The sequence below is a fragment of the Luteimonas terricola genome (assembly GCF_004352845.1).
GTDB lineage: Bacteria > Pseudomonadota > Gammaproteobacteria > Xanthomonadales > Xanthomonadaceae > Luteimonas > Luteimonas terricola.
Window position 1 is genome coordinate 62,851 of record NZ_SJRX01000001.1, and the last position, 16,936, is coordinate 79,786.

A 16,936-nucleotide genomic window follows, 5' to 3' on the forward strand; every position below is an offset into this window, starting at 1 on the left:
CCTTAAATGTTGATTTTGACCAGGCGGGTTGGCGAGACGCTCATGATCGGAGACTCGGTCACCGTGACCGTGCTCGGCGTCAAGGGCAACCAGGTGCGTGTCGGCATCACCGCGCCCAAGGATGTCTCGGTCCATCGCGAGGAGATTTACCAGCGCATCCAGCGCAACGAGCCGGCGACGCCTGCCAGCGACGGCAACGGCGACGAGGACTAGCGTCAAAGGGTTTGCCGGCTGCAGGTCGAGCCGGTATTCTTACGCACCGCGTCGGCCTTCCAGTCCGCGGGAACCGCATCACCCGGAGAGTTGCCCGAGTGGCTGAAGGGGCTCCCCTGCTAAGGGAGTATAGGGTTTATAGCTCTATCGAGGGTTCGAATCCCTCACTCTCCGCCAGTTTCAAGGCGGAACAGGATTGACGGGGCATGGCAGCCCCTGCATAATTCCGCTTCTGCGCAACGCGCCCGTAGCTCAGCTGGATAGAGCACCAGGCTACGAACTTGGGGGTCGGAGGTTCGAATCCTTCCGGGCGCACCATAAGAAAAGCATAAGGGTCAACGGGTTAGCGCTCGTTGGCCCTTTTGCATTCCAGGGCACGGCCCCGTCGCTGCTCATCGACGTCCCCATCCGCCCGCGAACCCCGTTGTTCATCACGGACAAACCTCGGGAGTCGGCCAGTGGTGGCAGCGACTGCGGCGGACACTGTTCGCGTGGTGCCCGGCACGCCGCATGCACTGCTGCACGCGCCGGAAAGCGGAATCGACTTCCGGGGGAAGATCGTCGAGCTCGAGGGGCTGCGGGGTCTCGCGATCCTGATGGTCACGATCCACCACTTCTGGCCCAGGACCGGCGGCTTCTTTGAAGAATGGTCCCCGGTGGCCCATCTGGGATGGATCGGTGTCGACCTGTTCTTCGTCATCAGCGGCTTCCTGATCGGCGGGATCCTGCTGGACACCAGGAGCGACGGGAAGTACTTCTCCAACTTCTATGCGCGCCGCGTGCTGCGGATCTTTCCGCTCTACTACGCACTGCTGCTGTTGCTCTTCATCGTGGTGCCGGTCGGGCAGATGGTCATCCACGGCCTCGGGTACCTCGAGACAGGGTTCATCCAGGAGTCGGGCAGCCCGCTCTGGTACTTCCTGTTTGCGGGGAACATCCGGGAAGCCATCACCGGAACCGAGCCGGCCTATTTCCTGGCGCCGCTGTGGTCGATTTCCATCGAGGAGCAGTTCTACCTGCTGTGCCCGCTCCTGATCCGCCACCTGGACACCATCCAGCTCAAGCGCGTGCTGATCGGGTTCATGGTGCTTTCGCCGCTGTTCCGGCTGGCGATGCTCCTGGCATTCCCGGACAACGAGCGGATCCAGTACCTGGCGACGATCTCCAGGCTCGACAACCTGAGTGTCGGGGTCTGGCTGGCCCTTCTGTTGCGCTCCGGCGGAAGGCTGCCGGCGCACCTGCTGTCGATCGCCCTGCCGGCACTCACAGCACTGGGGCTGGTCATCTTCGCCAGCGGCGGATTCGACAGGCACACGTTCTTCTGCAGGGTCTTTGGCTACAGCTTCCTGGCGCTGTACTTCCTGGTCGCGGTGTCGGGGGCGCTGCGGTACAGGGGAAGCCGCGCATCCGCATTCCTCAGGATGCGCTGGCTGGTGTATCTCGGAGGCCTCTGCTACGGGCTGTACATCCTGCAGCGGCCCGCGGAGGTCGCGCTGACCAAGGCGCTCACGCTGGTGTCGATCGACCTGGACAGCTACGGCCTGCCGTCGCTGCTTGCGAAAACCCTGTTCGCGGTGCTGGTCAGCCATCTCAGCTTCCGGCTGCTTGAATCGCCGATCAACCGGCTCAAGTCCAGGTTTGCGTCAATGCGCCACCCGCTGGCGGGGGGCGGCCAGCCCGTTCATATTCCTCCGACGTCGCGGACCGCGGCCGTTCCCGCGGATGCCGGGGCCGGGTCGCGCTAGACTGGCCGATGCCCGGAATCCCCCCTTTGTCCGGTACACGAGGCCCTGTCATGCATCCATCCCGCCTGCTGTCCGCATCGCTCCTGTTCCTCTTACCCCTGCCGCTGCTTGCGGCCACCTACACGGTCGGGCCAACCGGCCGGCAGTACACGCAGCTGACCACCCTGGTGGATAGCGTCGACCTCGAGCCAGGCGACGTCGTGCTGGTCGACGGCGGCACGACCTACAGCGGCAACGTCATCGTTCGCAGCAGTGACCGGGGCGCGCCCGGGAATCCGGTGACCTTCCGCTGGAACCGGTCGACGGGTTCTACGCGGCCGGTCCTGCAGGGCGGGTCCCACACCATCAAGTTCCAACAGTCCAACCACGTCGTGTTCGAGGGTTTCGACGTCAGGGGCGGCACCTCGTCCTGCATCTTCAGCGAGGCGCATGACGTCACTGTGCGCGACAGCATCGTGCGCGATTGCCCTTCGCACGGCATCCTCGGCGCCGACAACAACTCGGGCTCGTTCACGCTGGAATACAGCGAGATCTACAACTCCGGCGCCGGCACGCACAGGCACCCGATCTACATGCAGTCGGATCAGGTCGCCTACCCCGACTCGGTGTTCCTGATGCGCTTCAACTACGTGCACAGCGGCAACGGCGGCAGCCTGCTGAAGAACCGGCACGAACGCGCGCTGATCTACTACAACTGGTTCGAGGGCTCCGCCTATCAGGAGCTGGAGCTGATCGGCCCTGACTGCGAAACGCAGCAGTCCGGCTGGTCGCCCGGGCTGCGGCGCGAGGACGTCGACCTGGTCGGCAACGTCATCATCCACACCTCGAGCTGGCGCAATGCGATCCGCACCGGCGGAGACCTCAACGGCCGCAGCCAGGGGAGGCTGAGGATGGTCAACAACACGATCCTGTTCACCCGGTCGGGCATCGCCAACGCGGTACTCGTGCAGCTGGGCCAGGAATCGGTGGAACTGCACAACAACGTGATCTACCAGACCGGTGCCGGTGCGGCGCCCAACATCATGCGCGTGCACGCGGCCTCGGAAGTGGAGACGCCTTACTGTGCACCGACCAGCAAGGAACCCTGGTCCAGCGGCCGCAAGGTCGCCGGTTCGAACAACTGGGTGCAGACCTCGGCGACCCTGGTTCCAGCCGAACTCACCAGCACCTACCGCGGCGCGGATCCGCTGCTGGCGAACATCGCGCAGTTCCAGCTGCGTCCGCTCGCCAACAGCCCCCTGGTGTCGGCGGGCAATCCATCGCCGGCTGCGCCTCCGGGCTTCCCGTTCCCGTCGCCGCTGCTGCTGCCGCAGTTCGATGCGCCCCAGCGGGCCAAGATGGCCATCGGCGCGGAAGTGGTGCGCGCGCCCGGCACGCGGATCGAGATCGGTGCGCTTGAGAGCACCACGGGCGGCGGGGCACCTACCCCCAGGAATGGCGCCGCGCCGCTGATCCCGCCGACCAACCTGGGTTCCGCGGCTCCGGCACAGGCGGCTTCGGACGCAGTGGCCAGCCCCAGCCCGTCGTTGCCGCCGGCCGGTCCGGTGGATGCCGTGAGGATGGACAGTCCAGGGGTCGGCCAGCCTGCGACAAGGAGTCCGGGCCTGCAGAACGGGACCGTGCGGATCACTCCCCCGATCGTGAAGCTCTGGTGGAAGCTGAGTCGCTGGTTCGATGACCTGTCCACGCGGGAGGCTTCAGCGGTTCGCTGAAACCGTGGGATGGACGGCTGCAGAACGGCGCGCAGTGACGCGTGCCGTCAGTCTCTGCGCTGCGCAAGAAACAGGGGGTAGGGGGCGACATCCGCGATGCCCAGCGTCATGCCTCCGACTTCACACATGCTATTGAGCAGGTCGACTATGTTCCTCCGGGCTTCGAACGGCGGATCGTAGAAAGCGCTTCGACGCACGATCTCGAAGCCGTGCCGTTCGAGCAGGGCCGCGGTGTCCGCCGCATCGTGATGGCGGAGCCCCTGGGAAGCAGGGCCGTGGGGCGTGCGCTGTCCGGTCAGACGTCGCCACGCTCGTGGCAGGAACGGCGTCGTCCTGGTGGCGACGATCAGCCTGCCATTCGGGCGGAGCACGCGCCGGACTTCGGCCATGTACGCGTTGTCGTCGGGTACGAACGGCAGCACCACGATCGACAGCACGATGTCGAAGCTGGCGTCGGGAAAGTCGAGCCCGTCGGCGCGGCACAGGTCGAACGGGATCGGCGCGTACTCGCTGCGCGCGAAGTCGACGCGGCGCGGTTCGACATCGACCGCATGGATGTCGGGATGCGTTTTCGATGCCTGGCAGGTGATGTCGCCCCAGCCGAAGCCGTAGTCCAGCACGCGTCCGGGTGGCAGCCCGCGAAGCAGCGCCAGCACGGCGTTGTGGCGCCTGCGCTGATGGGGGTCCAGCGGTGAGTTGCGGCGGAAGTGCGCCGGAACGTCGGCGAATCCGTCGTAGGCCTGGTCAGGCGTCATGCATGCTCCTTGTCCGGTCGGTCGCTTGGCCCGGGCGGCGGCATCTTGCGTCAGGCGACGGTCGCAAGTCCCGACCGGGGGCCATCCATATACACGTGATCGAAAGCGCAATGCGGCCGTCGCACGATGGGTCGGGCCGGTTGCGGCATCGTTTCGCGTTTGAATATGCAGGGGGCATGCCGGAACTTCCTTCGTGAACGAATCGACACAACAAGGCCGTCCTGCCCCTGTATGACATGCGCCTCCTTCCGGTCTCCCCCTGTCCCTGTTCCCACACTGCCGGCCCTGATGGGCAGGCGGTGCAGGCGGTCGACACCATGAAGGTCCTGCACCTGACCCTCTCCTACCACAACGGTGGCAGGCGAGAGGCGATCGCAGCCTTGGCGCACGGGCTGCAGGAGCTGGGCGTCCGCAGTCACCTGGGATGCCTGGACGAATTCGGTTCCGGGCCTGACGAGCGTGCGTTGTTCGACGGCAACCTCTGTTTGGCCCGCAGGAGTCTGTTCGACCTCGTGGCGCGTCGGCGGCTGGCAAGCTACTGCCGCCAGCACGCCATCGACGTGGTGCATACGCACGACGCGGCCAGCGAGGCGATGGCCGCGCTGGCGATGCCATGGGGGCCCCCCGCGATGCTGATGACCTTCCACCGGACGCGCGACATCGAGACCGCGCGCTTCCGCGACCGCATGCGCAATGCCCTGGTGAGCCTGCGCGTGGGCGCGGTGGTGGCCGCGTCGGAGGAACGGCGACAGCATTATATCGACCGCAACTATTTCAGCGCGGGCAAGGTGTCGTGCGTCCCGCTCGGCATCGACCTGGACCGCTTCAGGCCCGATCCTGCCGCGCGCGCGCGTAGCAGGCGGCTCGCGGGCGTGGACGAGGGAACCCTGTTGGTCGGCGTCGTTGGTCATTTCGGGCCAGAGAAGGGCGTCGATCTCGCGATCGGTGCGTTCCAGACATTCCTGAGACGCAACCCGGCGCGGGACGCAAGGCTGCTGGTGCTTGGCCGCGGCAACGCCCGCCAGGAATCGGGCATACGGTCGCTGATCGCTCCGGAGTTTTCCGATCGCATCGGCGTGCTGGGCTTCCAGACCGATCTCGAGCACTGGTTCCCGGCATTCGACGTCCTGCTCCACGGCGCGCGAAACGAGGCGTTCGGACTGGTGTTGGCCGAAGCGCAGGCCTGCGGGGTGCCGGTGGCGGCTGCGCGGGTCGGTGGAATACCCGAAGTGGTGATCGACCAGCGGACCGGGTGCCTGGCGCCGGTAGCATCGGTCGAGGCGCTGACCGAGGTCCTGGAGGACGTGGTGGCCAACGAGGACCGGCGGCTGGAACTCGCCAGCCAGGCGGTCGTGCATGCGCGCCAACAGTTCAGCCAGCGGCGCTACGCCCAGGACTATCTGCAGATATACCTGCGCCTTTAGCCGCCCGCAGCGGCCCGCGCTGGTCTGGTTGCGTCGCTGGCGCCCGGGGGCACCTGTCTGGTTCTTGATCGTCGAATGTGACCAATTTCACAAATTGCCGTGGTTGCAGCGGCTAGTGTCAACTCCACCCTTATAATTGTGCGCCGGGGGGACCGGTTCCTGTAGCTGCACTGCCCGTGGCCGCTTCGGCGCGCGACGGCGGGAGACGCGCGTACCTCATGGGGTCGTTCCACCACTATCCACGCGTCACTGTTGCCGTTCCGCGGGCCCTGTGGCTGTGCGCGCTCGTCGTGCTGCCTGGATTTGCGGGCGGCTGCCAGGCTGCCTTGCCAGTGGTGATTGAAGAGACGTCGGTGACGGCCGGGGCATCGCCCCGGCCGGCTTTACCCCGCACCATTGCGTTGATGCCCAACGCCGAGCTTGGCGTCCGGGAACTGGTCAGCCTGGGAATCCCCTTCGCGCCTGGCGAGCTGACCGATGCCGCATCACTGCGCATCGTCGACGGCGAAGGCGTGGAAGTGCCCGCGTTCGTGAAGCCGACGCTGCGCTGGCACTGGCTGGACGACAGCGTCCGCGCAGTCAAGGTGCAGTTCTTCGCTGATCCGCGACAGGCTTACGGATTCGACACCGGCCAGCCGCGCACGAAGTCGATCGGCGAAGAACCGTATGACCGCGGCACGCGACCCGGCAAGATGGATGCGCCGGTTCCGCGCGTGATCGCCACGCTTGATCCGCAGTGGCTGGTCCATTCGCAGATCGCAGGCCCCCAGTTGGCGTACGACGGCAAGCGGGCCTACGACCGCTATGTCGACCGCCAATGGCAGTGGGCAAGGGATATCGCCTATTCCGGGAGCCACGGCTTCCTGTTCGATCGTCCGTCGGTGATCGGTCTGCAGTACGTGCGCAACGGACGGCCCGAGTTTTTCGCCGAGTTCTACAACTCGGCGACGTTCTACCTGTCGAAGATCAAGACCGGGGGGCGTGGTGGTGGCTGGCCCGACTGCACCGGGGGCTGGGAGTTCGACGGCGTCAACGCCTGCGACACCAAGTACAGCTACCTGACGCCGCACCTGCTGCTGGTAGCGCTGGCGGGTGACGACACCCGGATCGACGGCGCGATCGCGCAGCACATGGTCGACAACCAGGTGAAGGGCGGCTGGTCGGCGCCGCTGGGGCCATACAAGGGCGCGGGCCAGGCGTGGACCGAGAGGCACACCGGCCTGGCGCTGGAGCACCTGGTTTCGGCCTACGAACTCACTGGTTCCCCGGCAACGAAACAGCACATCGACGATCTGCTGGGCTGGCTGTTCGACCACCAGCAGACGCCACCCGACGGCGATCCGGTCACCGGCGCCTGGACCCATTCCTGGCAGGCGCACGAGGGCAGCGACTACGACCCGGCGACGGACGTCCGCGGTGCCTCGCCGTGGATGGGCGCGAACATCGTCGGTGGGCTCTGGCGCGCATGGCTGGTGACCCGGGACGAGCGCATCCCGGTGATGTTGCGCGATTTCGGCCGCTACCTCGACCAGCACGGTTTTGCACCGGACGAACTGGCAGGCAGCTGGCGTTCGCGATGCAACGCCGGCGGCATCGTCGGCTGGTACTTCTCTTCCGGAACCGCGCCGGTCGAGAAGGTCGTCGACATCCAGAACAACGAAGGCTACGGGTCCGATGCACACAATCCCGAGCTGATGATGGCGATCGCCGCGGCGCGTCATTTCGAAACGGATCCGGAGTGGCGTCGAAAGTTGTCGCTGCGTGCGGATCAGTTGTCCAGGTATCTCAACCCCGACTGCGCCGCGGTGTCACATACCGCGCGTGCATTCAATTGGCAAAATCGAAACCCGGAGTTCACATGGTTGCTTGCGCATTGAAACAGCGTCACCTCTTATTGATCGCGGCCCCGCTGCTGCTTGGCGTCATGGGCGCCAGTACGGATGCGAGGGCCGCGGGACCACTGACCTTCACCAACGAAGCGTCCCAGCGGATCGATACGCTGCACGACTCGAACTATCGCTTTGACGCGCTGTTCGTCGACTTCAACAGCGACGGTTGCCCAGATACGTTCATCGTGTCGCATAGCGACTGGGGTGCGACTTCGCAGCTTTGGAACAACAGTTGCGACGGCAGCGGCACGTTCCGTCACGTCCCGAACAGCGAGGCCAGGTACTACCTCGAAGGGCAGCCCTTGATCTCCGGCTGGGTCACGCGGTTGGACTTCAACGGCGACGGCAAGCAGGATTTCTGGGGCCGCCATGGCTCTGCGCTGGGAGCCCGCTACCGGAACGGATCGACCGCCGGTGCCTTCATGCCCCGTTTCGCCGCCAAGGAGAGCGGCTGCGAGGGCTACTGCGCGTTCGCGGACATCACCGGCAGCGGCAACCTCGAGGTCATCACCAACAGCCGGCAGGTATTGAACATCGCGACACTGACGCAACTGCGTCCGGCGTCCGGCAGCCCCGCGCTCCAGGTGGTCGGAGACGTCACCGGCAACGGCTGGCCCGATATCGTGCAGCCGGCAAACGGCGGATACTGGCGCAATGACCGGGGCACGTTGACGTGGGTGGAGGTACCGGCCTTCACTGGCGGCAGCTTCATGCAGATCCTGCTCGCGGACTTCGACAATGACGGCCACCTCGACCTGTTCCACCTCGATGGCCCGCAGTTCGGCAACAGCACCCGGGCGATGCTTTACCGCAACAACGGGTCGGGCGGATTCATCAACGTGTCGTCCGCTTCGGGTCTGTCCGCGATCGCCGCCAGCGACTACGGCAACATCATCGCCGCGGACTTCGACAACGATGGCCTGCAGGACCTGATGGTCGCGGGCGTTGGCGATTCCGTCCGGATCTACCGCAACACCGGCAACATGACGTTCACCGAGTCCACCACTACCAACTTCGGCCAGGCGTCGGGAGACGCGGCGGGCGGATGGCAGTCGGGCAAGCCGCGCGCGGACGTCGCCGACTTCGACAACGACGGCCGGCTCGACATCGTCAAGACCCAGTTCCAGAGCAACATCGGGCTGTGGCGCAACACGACCGACACCGACGGCAATCGCTGGATGAAGGTGCGCGTGCGTGGCGGCGGCGGCAACAGCGACGGCGTCGGCGCCAATGTGCGCTGGTACCGCCCTGGTACGAGCCAGTTGGTGTCGCACATGCATGTGGCGGTCGGTGAACAGCACCCCCAGACCCACCTGCATACCGGGCTTTCCGGCCAGCGGACGGTCGACCTGGAGGTCCGCTTCCCGAACGGTGGGCCTGTCCATCGTTTTTCCAACGTCGCGAGCAACCAGGAAGTCATCGTCTATCGCAACGGCTGCATGTTGACCGGGTGGCGCCCAGGCAAGGGTTGGCCGCTGCAGCCGCCGACGAACTGCGTCTCCGCCCCGTCTCCTGTGCCGGTCAACGGCGCGCAGCCGCTCGTTCCGCCGACCGCGCCGCAGCCAGGTGTCAGCGCGGCTGCCAAGGTCCCGGCCGCCGCGACGGTGACCGGTACTGCCACTGCCACTGCAGGGACACCACCATTGGAACCCGCCCACGGGAGTGGGATCGCAGCCGAGCGCGTGGTGCGCATCACGCCGAAGGCGGTGGTGTGGTGGCGCGATTTCCAGCGCTGGCTGCGAATCGTTCTTCGCGAGCCCGGATAGCCCGGGCCTCGGGGTCGGCGACGCGTCAGCCCGACGCCTTTCGCTTCAGCCTCCTGATGGTGCCGCCGAGCCAGAGTTCGTCGATCTGCTTCAGCAACTGCCGCTCGCGGTATCGCCGCAGCCGTCTGCCCAGTTCCCGGCACGCGGAGGCATTGCCCATCGCCCGCGCCAGCCGCAGGTTGTCTTCCCAGTCCACGTAGTGCGTGGGGCTGTTGATCGGGGCGAGATCGAGCTCCGCGAAGTCGGTCAGTGGCTCGAAGTTGCGGCTGCGCAGTCCGGCCAGCGTGAGCGCCATCCGGAAGCGGAGGCATTTCTCGCATTTGCCGCAGTTGAGTCCCTGGTCCTGCCAGCAGACGCGGATGCGCTGCAGCAGGAAATCATCCCTGGCGACTTCCAGCAGTTTCTCGTGGCGGCGCGACTCGCAGCCGATATGCTCGATACGCACCCGATCCGATGAGCACAGTGGATCCGTGAGCGGGTGGGAGCCCGTGGGACCCAGGTCGTCGTAGGCGGCACTTGAACTGATGTACGTCACAGGCATGCCGAGCACGTTGGCCAGGCTGCCCAGTCCGCAGCCCTGGGCCACGCCCCAGCCGATGTCCGAGCGCGATACCTTGCGGATGAAGAACCGCACGTTGCTTTCGATCGCCACCAGCCTCTTGCCGTAGGCTTCCGCGATCTCGAGGTTGCTCTCCAGGCATTGCCGATAGAGCTCGTCCTCGTCGAGCTGCATGTCGATGCCGCGGACATAGATCAGCGTATCGACCGAGGCGCCGTACTTCTGCAGGCTGTGGCAGGCATCCAGGCCCCCGGAGAAGAGCAGTCCCCGCCCCCGTTCGACTGCGGGAGGTTCGCCGGGCCGGATGTCGACGCGGATGTCCACTTTCTTGAACGCCGGGTACCAGACGGCGTAGATGTCCTGCAGCCGGTCGATGTTGTCCAGGAGCTCCCTGGAGGCGGCGAGGCCGTCGGGGATGACGATGTCCCGTCCCTGCGCCATCGCCGGCACCAGCATCGCGCACAGGAACGGTTCGGCGCCGTCCGCCAGCTCGCGGCTGGCATCCGTCCTGTAGTAAAGCTCGACGCCATCCACATGCCCTGAAAGAACCGTTCCGGAAGCGTCCCGCTTCAGTGTGTGTCCTTCAAGAGTCAGCGGTTCGGTTGGGTGCATGGCGTGGCCTGATCTCGTCCTGAAGCACATGGTGTGATGCCAGGAGAACGGATTCCCCGACCTTGACCGGCCGTTCGTCCGGTGCGGCGGTTGCGGGCGTCGTCGCGGGTCCGCTTTCCGGGGCGGCTCGCGTTTACATCAGCAGCGGGTAGAGCGCGGAGTTCCATGATTGCCATCGTCGTGTTCTGGGTCGTCGCCTTGCTGCTTGGCTACACCTATGTCGGCTATCCCGCGCTGGTCCTTGCGCTGGCGCGTGTGAGGCCAAGGCCCGTCCTGCGCGGCGACACGCAGCCGGCGGTGACCGTGGTGATGACGGTGCACAACGGTGCCGGCGAGCTGGCCGCCAAGCTCGACAACCTGTCGTCGCTCGACTATCCGCGCGGGCGGCTGGACATCGTCGTGGCCTGCGATGGCTGCAGCGATGCATCGGCCGCGATCGCCCGCGCTTACGTCGGGCGAGCGGTGACGGTGCTCGAGTACGCCGAACGCCGCGGCAAGGCGGCCTGCCTCAACGACGCGGTGGCGGCCGCGACCGGCGAACTGCTGCTGATGGTGGACGTCCGCCAGCGCGTGGAAGCCGACGCGCTGCGACGACTGGTGTCCTGCCTCGACGATCCGACCGTCGGCGTCGCGGCCGGGGAACTGCGCTTCGAGAATCCGGAAACGGGCTTCGCGGCCAGCGTCGATGCGTACTGGAAGTACGAGAAGGTGATCCGGCTGGCCGAAAGCGCCAGCGGCTCGGCGATCGGGGTCAGCGGCGCGCTCTACGCGGTGCGTCGCCGGCTGTTCCCGATGGTGCCGGCAGGAACAGTGCTGGACGACGTATTCGTGCCGATGCAGGTGCTGCGCGCGGGACACCGCGTGGTGATGGAGGAGGGAGCTGTGGCCTGGGACCGGCCTTCGCACGACAGTACCCAGGAGCGAGGGCGGAAGTTGCGTACGCTTGCCGGCAACTTCCAGCTGGTTTCGCTGGCGCCGTGGTTGCTGGTGCCCGGCGTCAATCCGGCCTGGCTGCGTTTCGTCAGCCACAAGCTGCTGCGTCTGCTGTCGCCGTGGCTGCTGCTGGCGTTCGCGGTCGCCAGTGCTTCGCTGGCTGGCCGCCATGGGATCTACCAGCTGGCCGCCGCGGGTCTGGCGCTGTTCGCCATGCTGGTGGTGCTGGCGCGCATCGTCCCGCCGATGGCAAGGCTGCTGCCGGTGCGGGTCGCATCTGCGTTCGCGCACATGAACGTATACGCCGCGCAGGCGTTCTTCACTTGGATCGGGAACCGCAGGCTGCATCTGTGGTGAGGCGCGTCGATCCGCGCCGGGCCGGCGCGCCGGCTCAACGCAGGTCGTGGCTGTGCTGGGGCGGGACGCCCGTGGCCAGCAGCGGGCGCGACGCGGCATCGGGATCTGGCAGCGGATCCCAGTCCCTGCAGAACAGCTTCTTCGCGACCTGGGTGGCGCGGTTGGCGATGCCGATCGGGGCACCGAGCCAGCGCGCGACCAGGAACGCCTTGCGCCGCACGACCCAGTTGTACATCGACTGTTCGGAATAGAAGTTGTAACCCCAGCGCCGCTCGAACAGGCGCGACGACGGGGCGGTCAGTTTCCGGCCCCAGCGGTAGAAGAAGAAGCGCATGTCCGACAGCGCCATCCGCGTGCCGAGGTTGTCGAAATGGATCACCGACTTCGGTTCGACCACCATGGTCCTGTCCATCGCTGCGACCTGCAACGAGATGTCGAGGTGTTCGCGGATCACCATCGATGGCAGTTCGATGCGCTTGAACACGTCGCCGTCGAACAGCACGCAGTGCAGCTCGAAGGTGCCGGTCCCGGAACGCTCGTTCGGGAGGTCGGGCACGTCCGTGCGGCGGAAATGCTTGTGCTCGATGAGGTAGGGCGTACCCTCGACGTCGACCACGCGCAGTTCGCCGGTGTAGAGGTGGTTGCGCAGCGGTGCGCCACGGTCGACGCCTTCGCGCTCGAGGATCAGCGGCGTGACCACGGCATGGCCATCGGCCATGGCGTCGAGCAGCGGCGGCAGCCAGCCTTCGGTGACGCGCGAGTCGTTGTCCAGCAGGACCACGGCGGGCGTGTCGATCAGCGGCTGCGCCTCGCGCAGCGCGTCCATCGGCGTGCACAGGCCAAGTTCGAAGAAGCGGACGTCCGGGCGCCCCTGCAGCTGCCTGCGCACGGGGTCGATGATCGAGGCCGGGTAGTCGAGATCCATGATCCACAGCCGGAAGGGCCGCGGCGTATGGCGGTAGACCGCATCGATGCATTCGTCGAGTCCGGAGTAGCGATCCCGGGGCGTGATGATGATGGTGACAGCCTGGTCCATCCGTCTGCTTCCTCTGTCAGTCCGGGCCTTACGTTCCGCCGAAGCTGTGTCGCCTGAGCCATTGGTACGCCGGCCTGGCCCAGCGCTTCGCCGGTTTCTTCAAGGTCCACAACAGCCACTGGCGCTGTCGCGCAGTGCCAGTGCCCTGCGCGAACGCTGCGGCCGCCTCCGGGCCCATGCCTCGCTGCAGCGCATAGCGGCCGATCAGCAGCCCCTGACCCTGGCGGGCCACGGCGGTGATGGGTTCCGACGTGAACAGGTAACGGATTCCGCTGGCGAAGGCGGACGCGGCGACCTCGCGCGTGTAGAAGCCGCCGGGGATCGATGCGACTTCGATGGGGGCGCCGAGCACGTCGGCGAGGCGGTGGACGCTGTCGCGCCATTCCGCCGCCATCGCCGCTGCGGACAGGCGCGAGATGTCGACCGGATGGGTGTGCGAATGACTGCCGATGACATGTCCTGTGGCGGCGAGCGCGCGCAGGTCGGCTTCGCTGACGAAGCCCGGCGTGCCGATCCGGACGCCGGTGATCAGGAAGTGCCCGGTCATGCCGTGGGCATCGAGGACCCTGGCCGCGGCCAGGGAGCTGGCGCCGCCGTCGTCGAAGGTGAGCAGGCAATGCCCGGGAGCGAAGGCGTCGGCGGCGTCAACGCGCGGGAACCGCAGTCCGCTGGCGGCAAGGCGCCCGACGTGGGCCTCGTATTGGGGCCACAGCAGCTTGTACGAGGCCGCGGAAGGTCCCGGGAAGCCGCTCTCGTCGTCCTCGCCCGCGGTGACCACGTCGTGGTACATCAGGCTGGCGATGTTCAAGGCCCGTGTCCTCCGCGGGTTGCGGCGCAGGATGGCGGGATCCTGCCCCGGCGCTGGATCAGGCCGATGCCGCGCATGTCGTCCCCGTTGCGCACCGGTTGGGCGGCGGCGGCAGGATGAAGTCGCGCCAGTCGTGCGGGTCGCCGCCGTGGCCGGCTTCGGCCGCCTTGACGATATTGAACACTTCGCGGGCGTTGACGTAGTGCAGGACGTAGCGCTCGCCGTCGTTGTAGTGCTGTTCGAGGTGGCTGAACATCGCGTCCACCGCCGGGCCGAGCACGACGTCGGCTTCCTTTTCGGGGGCGCCGTGGGTATGGATCTTGATGAAGATCCACTCGGGGCGGCCCTCGACGTGGATGCCTGTTTCGACCCAGCCGTCGACGCGCGCAGGCGTGGGCGGGTAGTTGGCGCGGATATCCGCGTTCTCCACCCGTGGCACGAAGCCGTGCCTGCGGTCGCGCCAGTTCAGCCCGACGGGGCCCTGCACCAGCAGCAGGTCGCCCGTCGGCGTGCCCCCGGCGCGTACCGGGACGCCGCGGTCGTGCGACTTCGGTTGCAACGGATCGTCAGTGGCGTAGTAGATCGAGTTGATCGTGCGGGTCTGGGTGTCGCTGGGCGCCGAGGGCATGGTGAAGTCGGCGTAGCAGCCCAACTCGCGCAGCAGGACCAGTTCGTTGTCGAGTCCGCACCAGCGTCCGTCCGGACGCGAGTTGTCCAGGCACCAGTTGCCGTGGATGAACCCGAACATGATCTCGCCGGTCTCCGGATGCCGGGGCAGGGCGCCGTGGCGGTCATGCAGGAGCTGCTTGAAGCGCGTGATCGATTCGCGGAAGTTGGCTTCGGTGTCGTCGTCGTGGTGCAGGTGCACCTCCAGCTCGCCATAGCCGTCGCGGCACAGCGCCTCCAGCTTGGCCAGGTGCTCCTCGAGGTACTCCTCCTCCGGATAGAAGAAGCCATGCTGCGGGCGGCGGCCGTCGGCATCGCGATGGCGGTCGGCAAGCGCGCGGTAGTCGCGGCACCAGCGGTCGACACGCGCGCGCTGGGTTTCGAGGCCGGGGTGGCCGTGCATCGGTTCGTAATGGTCGACGAAGCAGAACATCACGTGCGTCGGCCCCTGGTGGGACGCGCGCGGCTTGCGGCGCAGGTAGGCAGGCAGCCATATCTGCATGTTGCGCGCGCGGATGAAGCGGGCCACCACCAGCACGATCGCGACGGAGACGGCGACGGCGACGGCGACGACAGCGGTGGCGAGCCACGGGATTGCGGTCATGTCGATGCCTTGCCTGCTCCGGGGAGCAGCGACAGCAGCTGCGTGGCGTTGTTGCGCCAGCGTCGTTCGCGCTCGATATAGCCGCGCGCCGCGGCGCCCACGCGCTGCCGCTCGTCCGTGCGACCGGACAGTTCGATCACCTGGTCGACACAGGCGCGCATGTCCTTGCGCGGGAACAGCCAGCCGGTCGTGCCAGGTTCGATGACTTCGGCGATGGGGTCGTAGTCCGGCGCGACCACCGCGACGCCCATGGCCATCAGTTCGAACAGCTTCATCGGTGAGCCGTACTCGTTGGAGTCGGGCAGGAATGCGTAGTCCATGCAGGCAATCCATTCGGGAATCTGGTGATGCGGCACGCGGCCGGGCAGGCGGATGCGGTCGCCGAGCCCGCGCGCCTCCACTTCGCGGCGCACCGCCGGCAGGTCGGCGCCGTCCCCGACCAGCAGCAGGGTCAACGCAGGTGTGTCCTGCAGCCGGTCGATGATCGCCTCGACGAAACCGGGCACGCCGTGCCAGCGGGCGAACACGCCCATGTGGCCACAGACGACGCGGCCCTCGAGGTCGTGCCGGCGACGCAGTTCGTCACGGTCGTGGCGCCCGGGGTCGAAGCGGGCGTCGACCGCGTTCGGCGACACAACGGATGGCGGCAGCTGCCCGTAATGCGTGGTGAGCAGTTCCTTGAAGTAGGTGGAAATGAACACGATGCCCGTCGCCCGGGTCAGGCACCAGGCCTCGATGCGCCGGGCCAGGGGCTTCAGCCACAGGGGGCGCAGGCGCTGGACGACCGCCGAATCGTTGATCTCGAGGATGACCGGGATGCCGCGGCGGCGCGCGATCCAGATCGTCATGAACAGGAACAGGGAGTAGCGTTCGTAGATGAAGTCGGGCCGGCTGCGCGCGATCTCGACGCGGATGCGCCACCAGGTGAGCAGGTTGTAGCCGATCTCGGCGAACTCGAACAGCACCCCCGGCAGACGGCTGACGAGGCCGGCGAGGCGGCCCTTTTCGTCGCCCGCCGCCGCAGGGCTCGCTGCCAATCCCTTCGCCGGCCCCGGTCCGGAGGGCACGCCGGGCTCGAGCTCGGGATCCGCGCCGGGGAACGACACGACGCGAACCTCGTGTCCGAGCTCGCGCAGCGCGTTGGCCACGCCCCGGATGTGGACGCCTTCGACGCGGCGGCCCTGGGTGCGGTGGTGGTAGAGGACCTTCATCCGCGTCCCGCCGGCATTGCGCGGACTTCGAAACCGTCGGCGCACCACTGCGGCAGAAGTTCGGCCAGCAGCTCCACGGTCTCCGCGGTGTCGTCGTGCATCAGGACGGTATCGCCCGACCGCGGTGGCTTGGCCCGGATCTGCGTCAGCAGGGTCGACGCGGGCAGTTGTTCGTAATCGTGGCTGTCGTACGACCAGAACGCGATCGTGCGGCCGACGCGGGCGAAGTGGAGCAGCAGGTTCGCCGGCAGTGCGCCGCAGGGAGGGCGGAACGGATGCAGTGTGCGGCCATCGAAGGCGGACAGCGCGGCATCGGTCCGCGCGATCTGGTCGATCTGGTCCGGCAGCGGCAGGTCGCCCATGAGCGGGTGGCTCCAGGAATGGTTTCCCAGCGCGTGCCCCTCGTCGACGATCCGGCGCACGACGCCGGGGTGCCGGTCGATGCGGTCGCCGATCAGGAAGAACGTTGCGGTCGCGCCGTGCGTCTTGAGCAGGTCGAGCACGGGTGGGGTGAATTCCGGATGCGGACCGTCGTCGAAGGTCAGGTAGAGCGTCCTGCGGCGGACCCGTGCGCGCGTGGTCACCAGGCGCGCGGGCAGGAGGCCGAGCAGGCGTGTCTTGCGGGATCGGGGCTGCACGGTTCGGC

The 16,936-nt window shown here is 67.0% G+C and carries 14 protein-coding genes and 2 tRNA genes; 9 read left to right on the forward strand and 7 right to left on the reverse strand.

Annotation, left to right across the window (positions count from 1 at the left end; translation table 11 throughout):
- The first annotated feature begins 6 nt into the window (after positions 1-6).
- From csrA to E2169_RS00315, 5 genes are all read left to right on the forward strand, one after another.
- Positions 7-213, forward strand: a complete 207-nt coding sequence (csrA, locus tag E2169_RS00295) for a carbon storage regulator CsrA (protein WP_132984633.1) — start codon at positions 7-9, stop codon at positions 211-213.
- An 84-nt stretch (positions 214-297) separates the two neighbouring features.
- Positions 298-390, forward strand: a tRNA-Ser gene (locus E2169_RS00300).
- A gap of 64 nt (positions 391-454) precedes the next feature.
- Positions 455-531 (forward strand) — tRNA-Arg (locus E2169_RS00305).
- Positions 532-671: 140 nt separating this feature from the next.
- Positions 672-1,958, forward strand: coding sequence for an acyltransferase family protein (locus E2169_RS00310; protein ID WP_132984634.1), 1,287 nt, complete (start codon positions 672-674; stop codon positions 1,956-1,958).
- Between the two features lie 50 nt (positions 1,959-2,008).
- Complete coding sequence (locus tag E2169_RS00315) at positions 2,009-3,670, forward strand: right-handed parallel beta-helix repeat-containing protein (RefSeq protein WP_165942273.1); 1,662 nt, start codon at positions 2,009-2,011, stop codon at positions 3,668-3,670.
- Between the two features lie 47 nt (positions 3,671-3,717).
- On the opposite strand, the gene E2169_RS00320 is transcribed toward E2169_RS00315, so the two are convergent.
- On the reverse strand, positions 3,718-4,425 hold the full coding sequence (locus E2169_RS00320) for a class I SAM-dependent methyltransferase (protein WP_132984636.1): 708 nt from the start codon (positions 4,423-4,425) through the stop codon (positions 3,718-3,720).
- Between the two features lie 317 nt (positions 4,426-4,742).
- On the opposite strand from E2169_RS00320, the gene E2169_RS00325 reads away from it, so the two are divergent.
- The 3 genes from E2169_RS00325 (at position 4,743) to E2169_RS00330 (ending at position 9,504) form a co-directional block, all read left to right on the forward strand.
- On the forward strand, positions 4,743-5,849 hold the full coding sequence (locus tag E2169_RS00325; RefSeq protein WP_165942274.1) for a glycosyltransferase family 4 protein: 1,107 nt from the start codon (positions 4,743-4,745) through the stop codon (positions 5,847-5,849).
- A gap of 176 nt (positions 5,850-6,025) precedes the next feature.
- The gene (locus E2169_RS14145; protein WP_165942275.1) at positions 6,026-7,726 is read left to right on the forward strand and encodes a hypothetical protein; all 1,701 of its coding nucleotides are present in this window, start codon (positions 6,026-6,028) and stop codon (positions 7,724-7,726) included.
- On the forward strand, positions 7,708-9,504 hold the full coding sequence (locus E2169_RS00330; RefSeq protein WP_165942276.1) for an FG-GAP repeat domain-containing protein: 1,797 nt from the start codon (positions 7,708-7,710) through the stop codon (positions 9,502-9,504). Before E2169_RS14145 ends, E2169_RS00330 begins: the two co-directional genes overlap by 19 nt.
- A 25-nt stretch (positions 9,505-9,529) precedes the next feature.
- Here E2169_RS00330 and E2169_RS00335 read toward each other — a convergent pair whose 3' ends face one another.
- Positions 9,530-10,675, reverse strand: a complete 1,146-nt coding sequence (locus E2169_RS00335; protein ID WP_132984639.1) for a hypothetical protein — start codon at positions 10,673-10,675, stop codon at positions 9,530-9,532.
- A 165-nt stretch (positions 10,676-10,840) separates the two neighbouring features.
- Here E2169_RS00335 and E2169_RS00340 point away from each other — a divergent pair, with 165 nt between their 5' ends.
- A complete protein-coding gene (locus E2169_RS00340; RefSeq protein WP_132984640.1) occupies positions 10,841-11,965 on the forward strand; it encodes a glycosyltransferase family 2 protein in 1,125 nt (374 codons plus the stop codon).
- Between the two features lie 34 nt (positions 11,966-11,999).
- On the opposite strand, the gene E2169_RS00345 is transcribed toward E2169_RS00340, so the two are convergent.
- From E2169_RS00345 to E2169_RS00365, 5 genes are read right to left on the reverse strand one after another with little or no spacing between them, the layout of a single operon-like run.
- A complete protein-coding gene (locus E2169_RS00345; protein WP_132984641.1) occupies positions 12,000-13,001 on the reverse strand; it encodes a glycosyltransferase family 2 protein in 1,002 nt (333 codons plus the stop codon).
- 28 nt (positions 13,002-13,029) lie between these two features.
- A complete protein-coding gene (locus E2169_RS00350; RefSeq protein WP_132984642.1) occupies positions 13,030-13,809 on the reverse strand; it encodes a polysaccharide deacetylase family protein in 780 nt (259 codons plus the stop codon).
- Positions 13,810-13,867: 58 nt separating this feature from the next.
- A complete protein-coding gene (locus E2169_RS00355; protein ID WP_207918335.1) occupies positions 13,868-15,079 on the reverse strand; it encodes a hypothetical protein in 1,212 nt (403 codons plus the stop codon).
- A complete protein-coding gene (locus E2169_RS00360) occupies positions 15,076-16,290 on the reverse strand; it encodes a glycosyltransferase family 4 protein (protein ID WP_132984643.1) in 1,215 nt (404 codons plus the stop codon). Before E2169_RS00360 ends, E2169_RS00355 begins: the two co-directional genes overlap by 4 nt.
- Positions 16,287-16,928: a polysaccharide deacetylase family protein gene (locus E2169_RS00365; protein ID WP_132984644.1), complete on the reverse strand. Its 642-nt coding sequence runs from the start codon at positions 16,926-16,928 to the stop codon at positions 16,287-16,289. Before E2169_RS00365 ends, E2169_RS00360 begins: the two co-directional genes overlap by 4 nt.
- Positions 16,929-16,936: the final 8 nt, after the last annotated feature.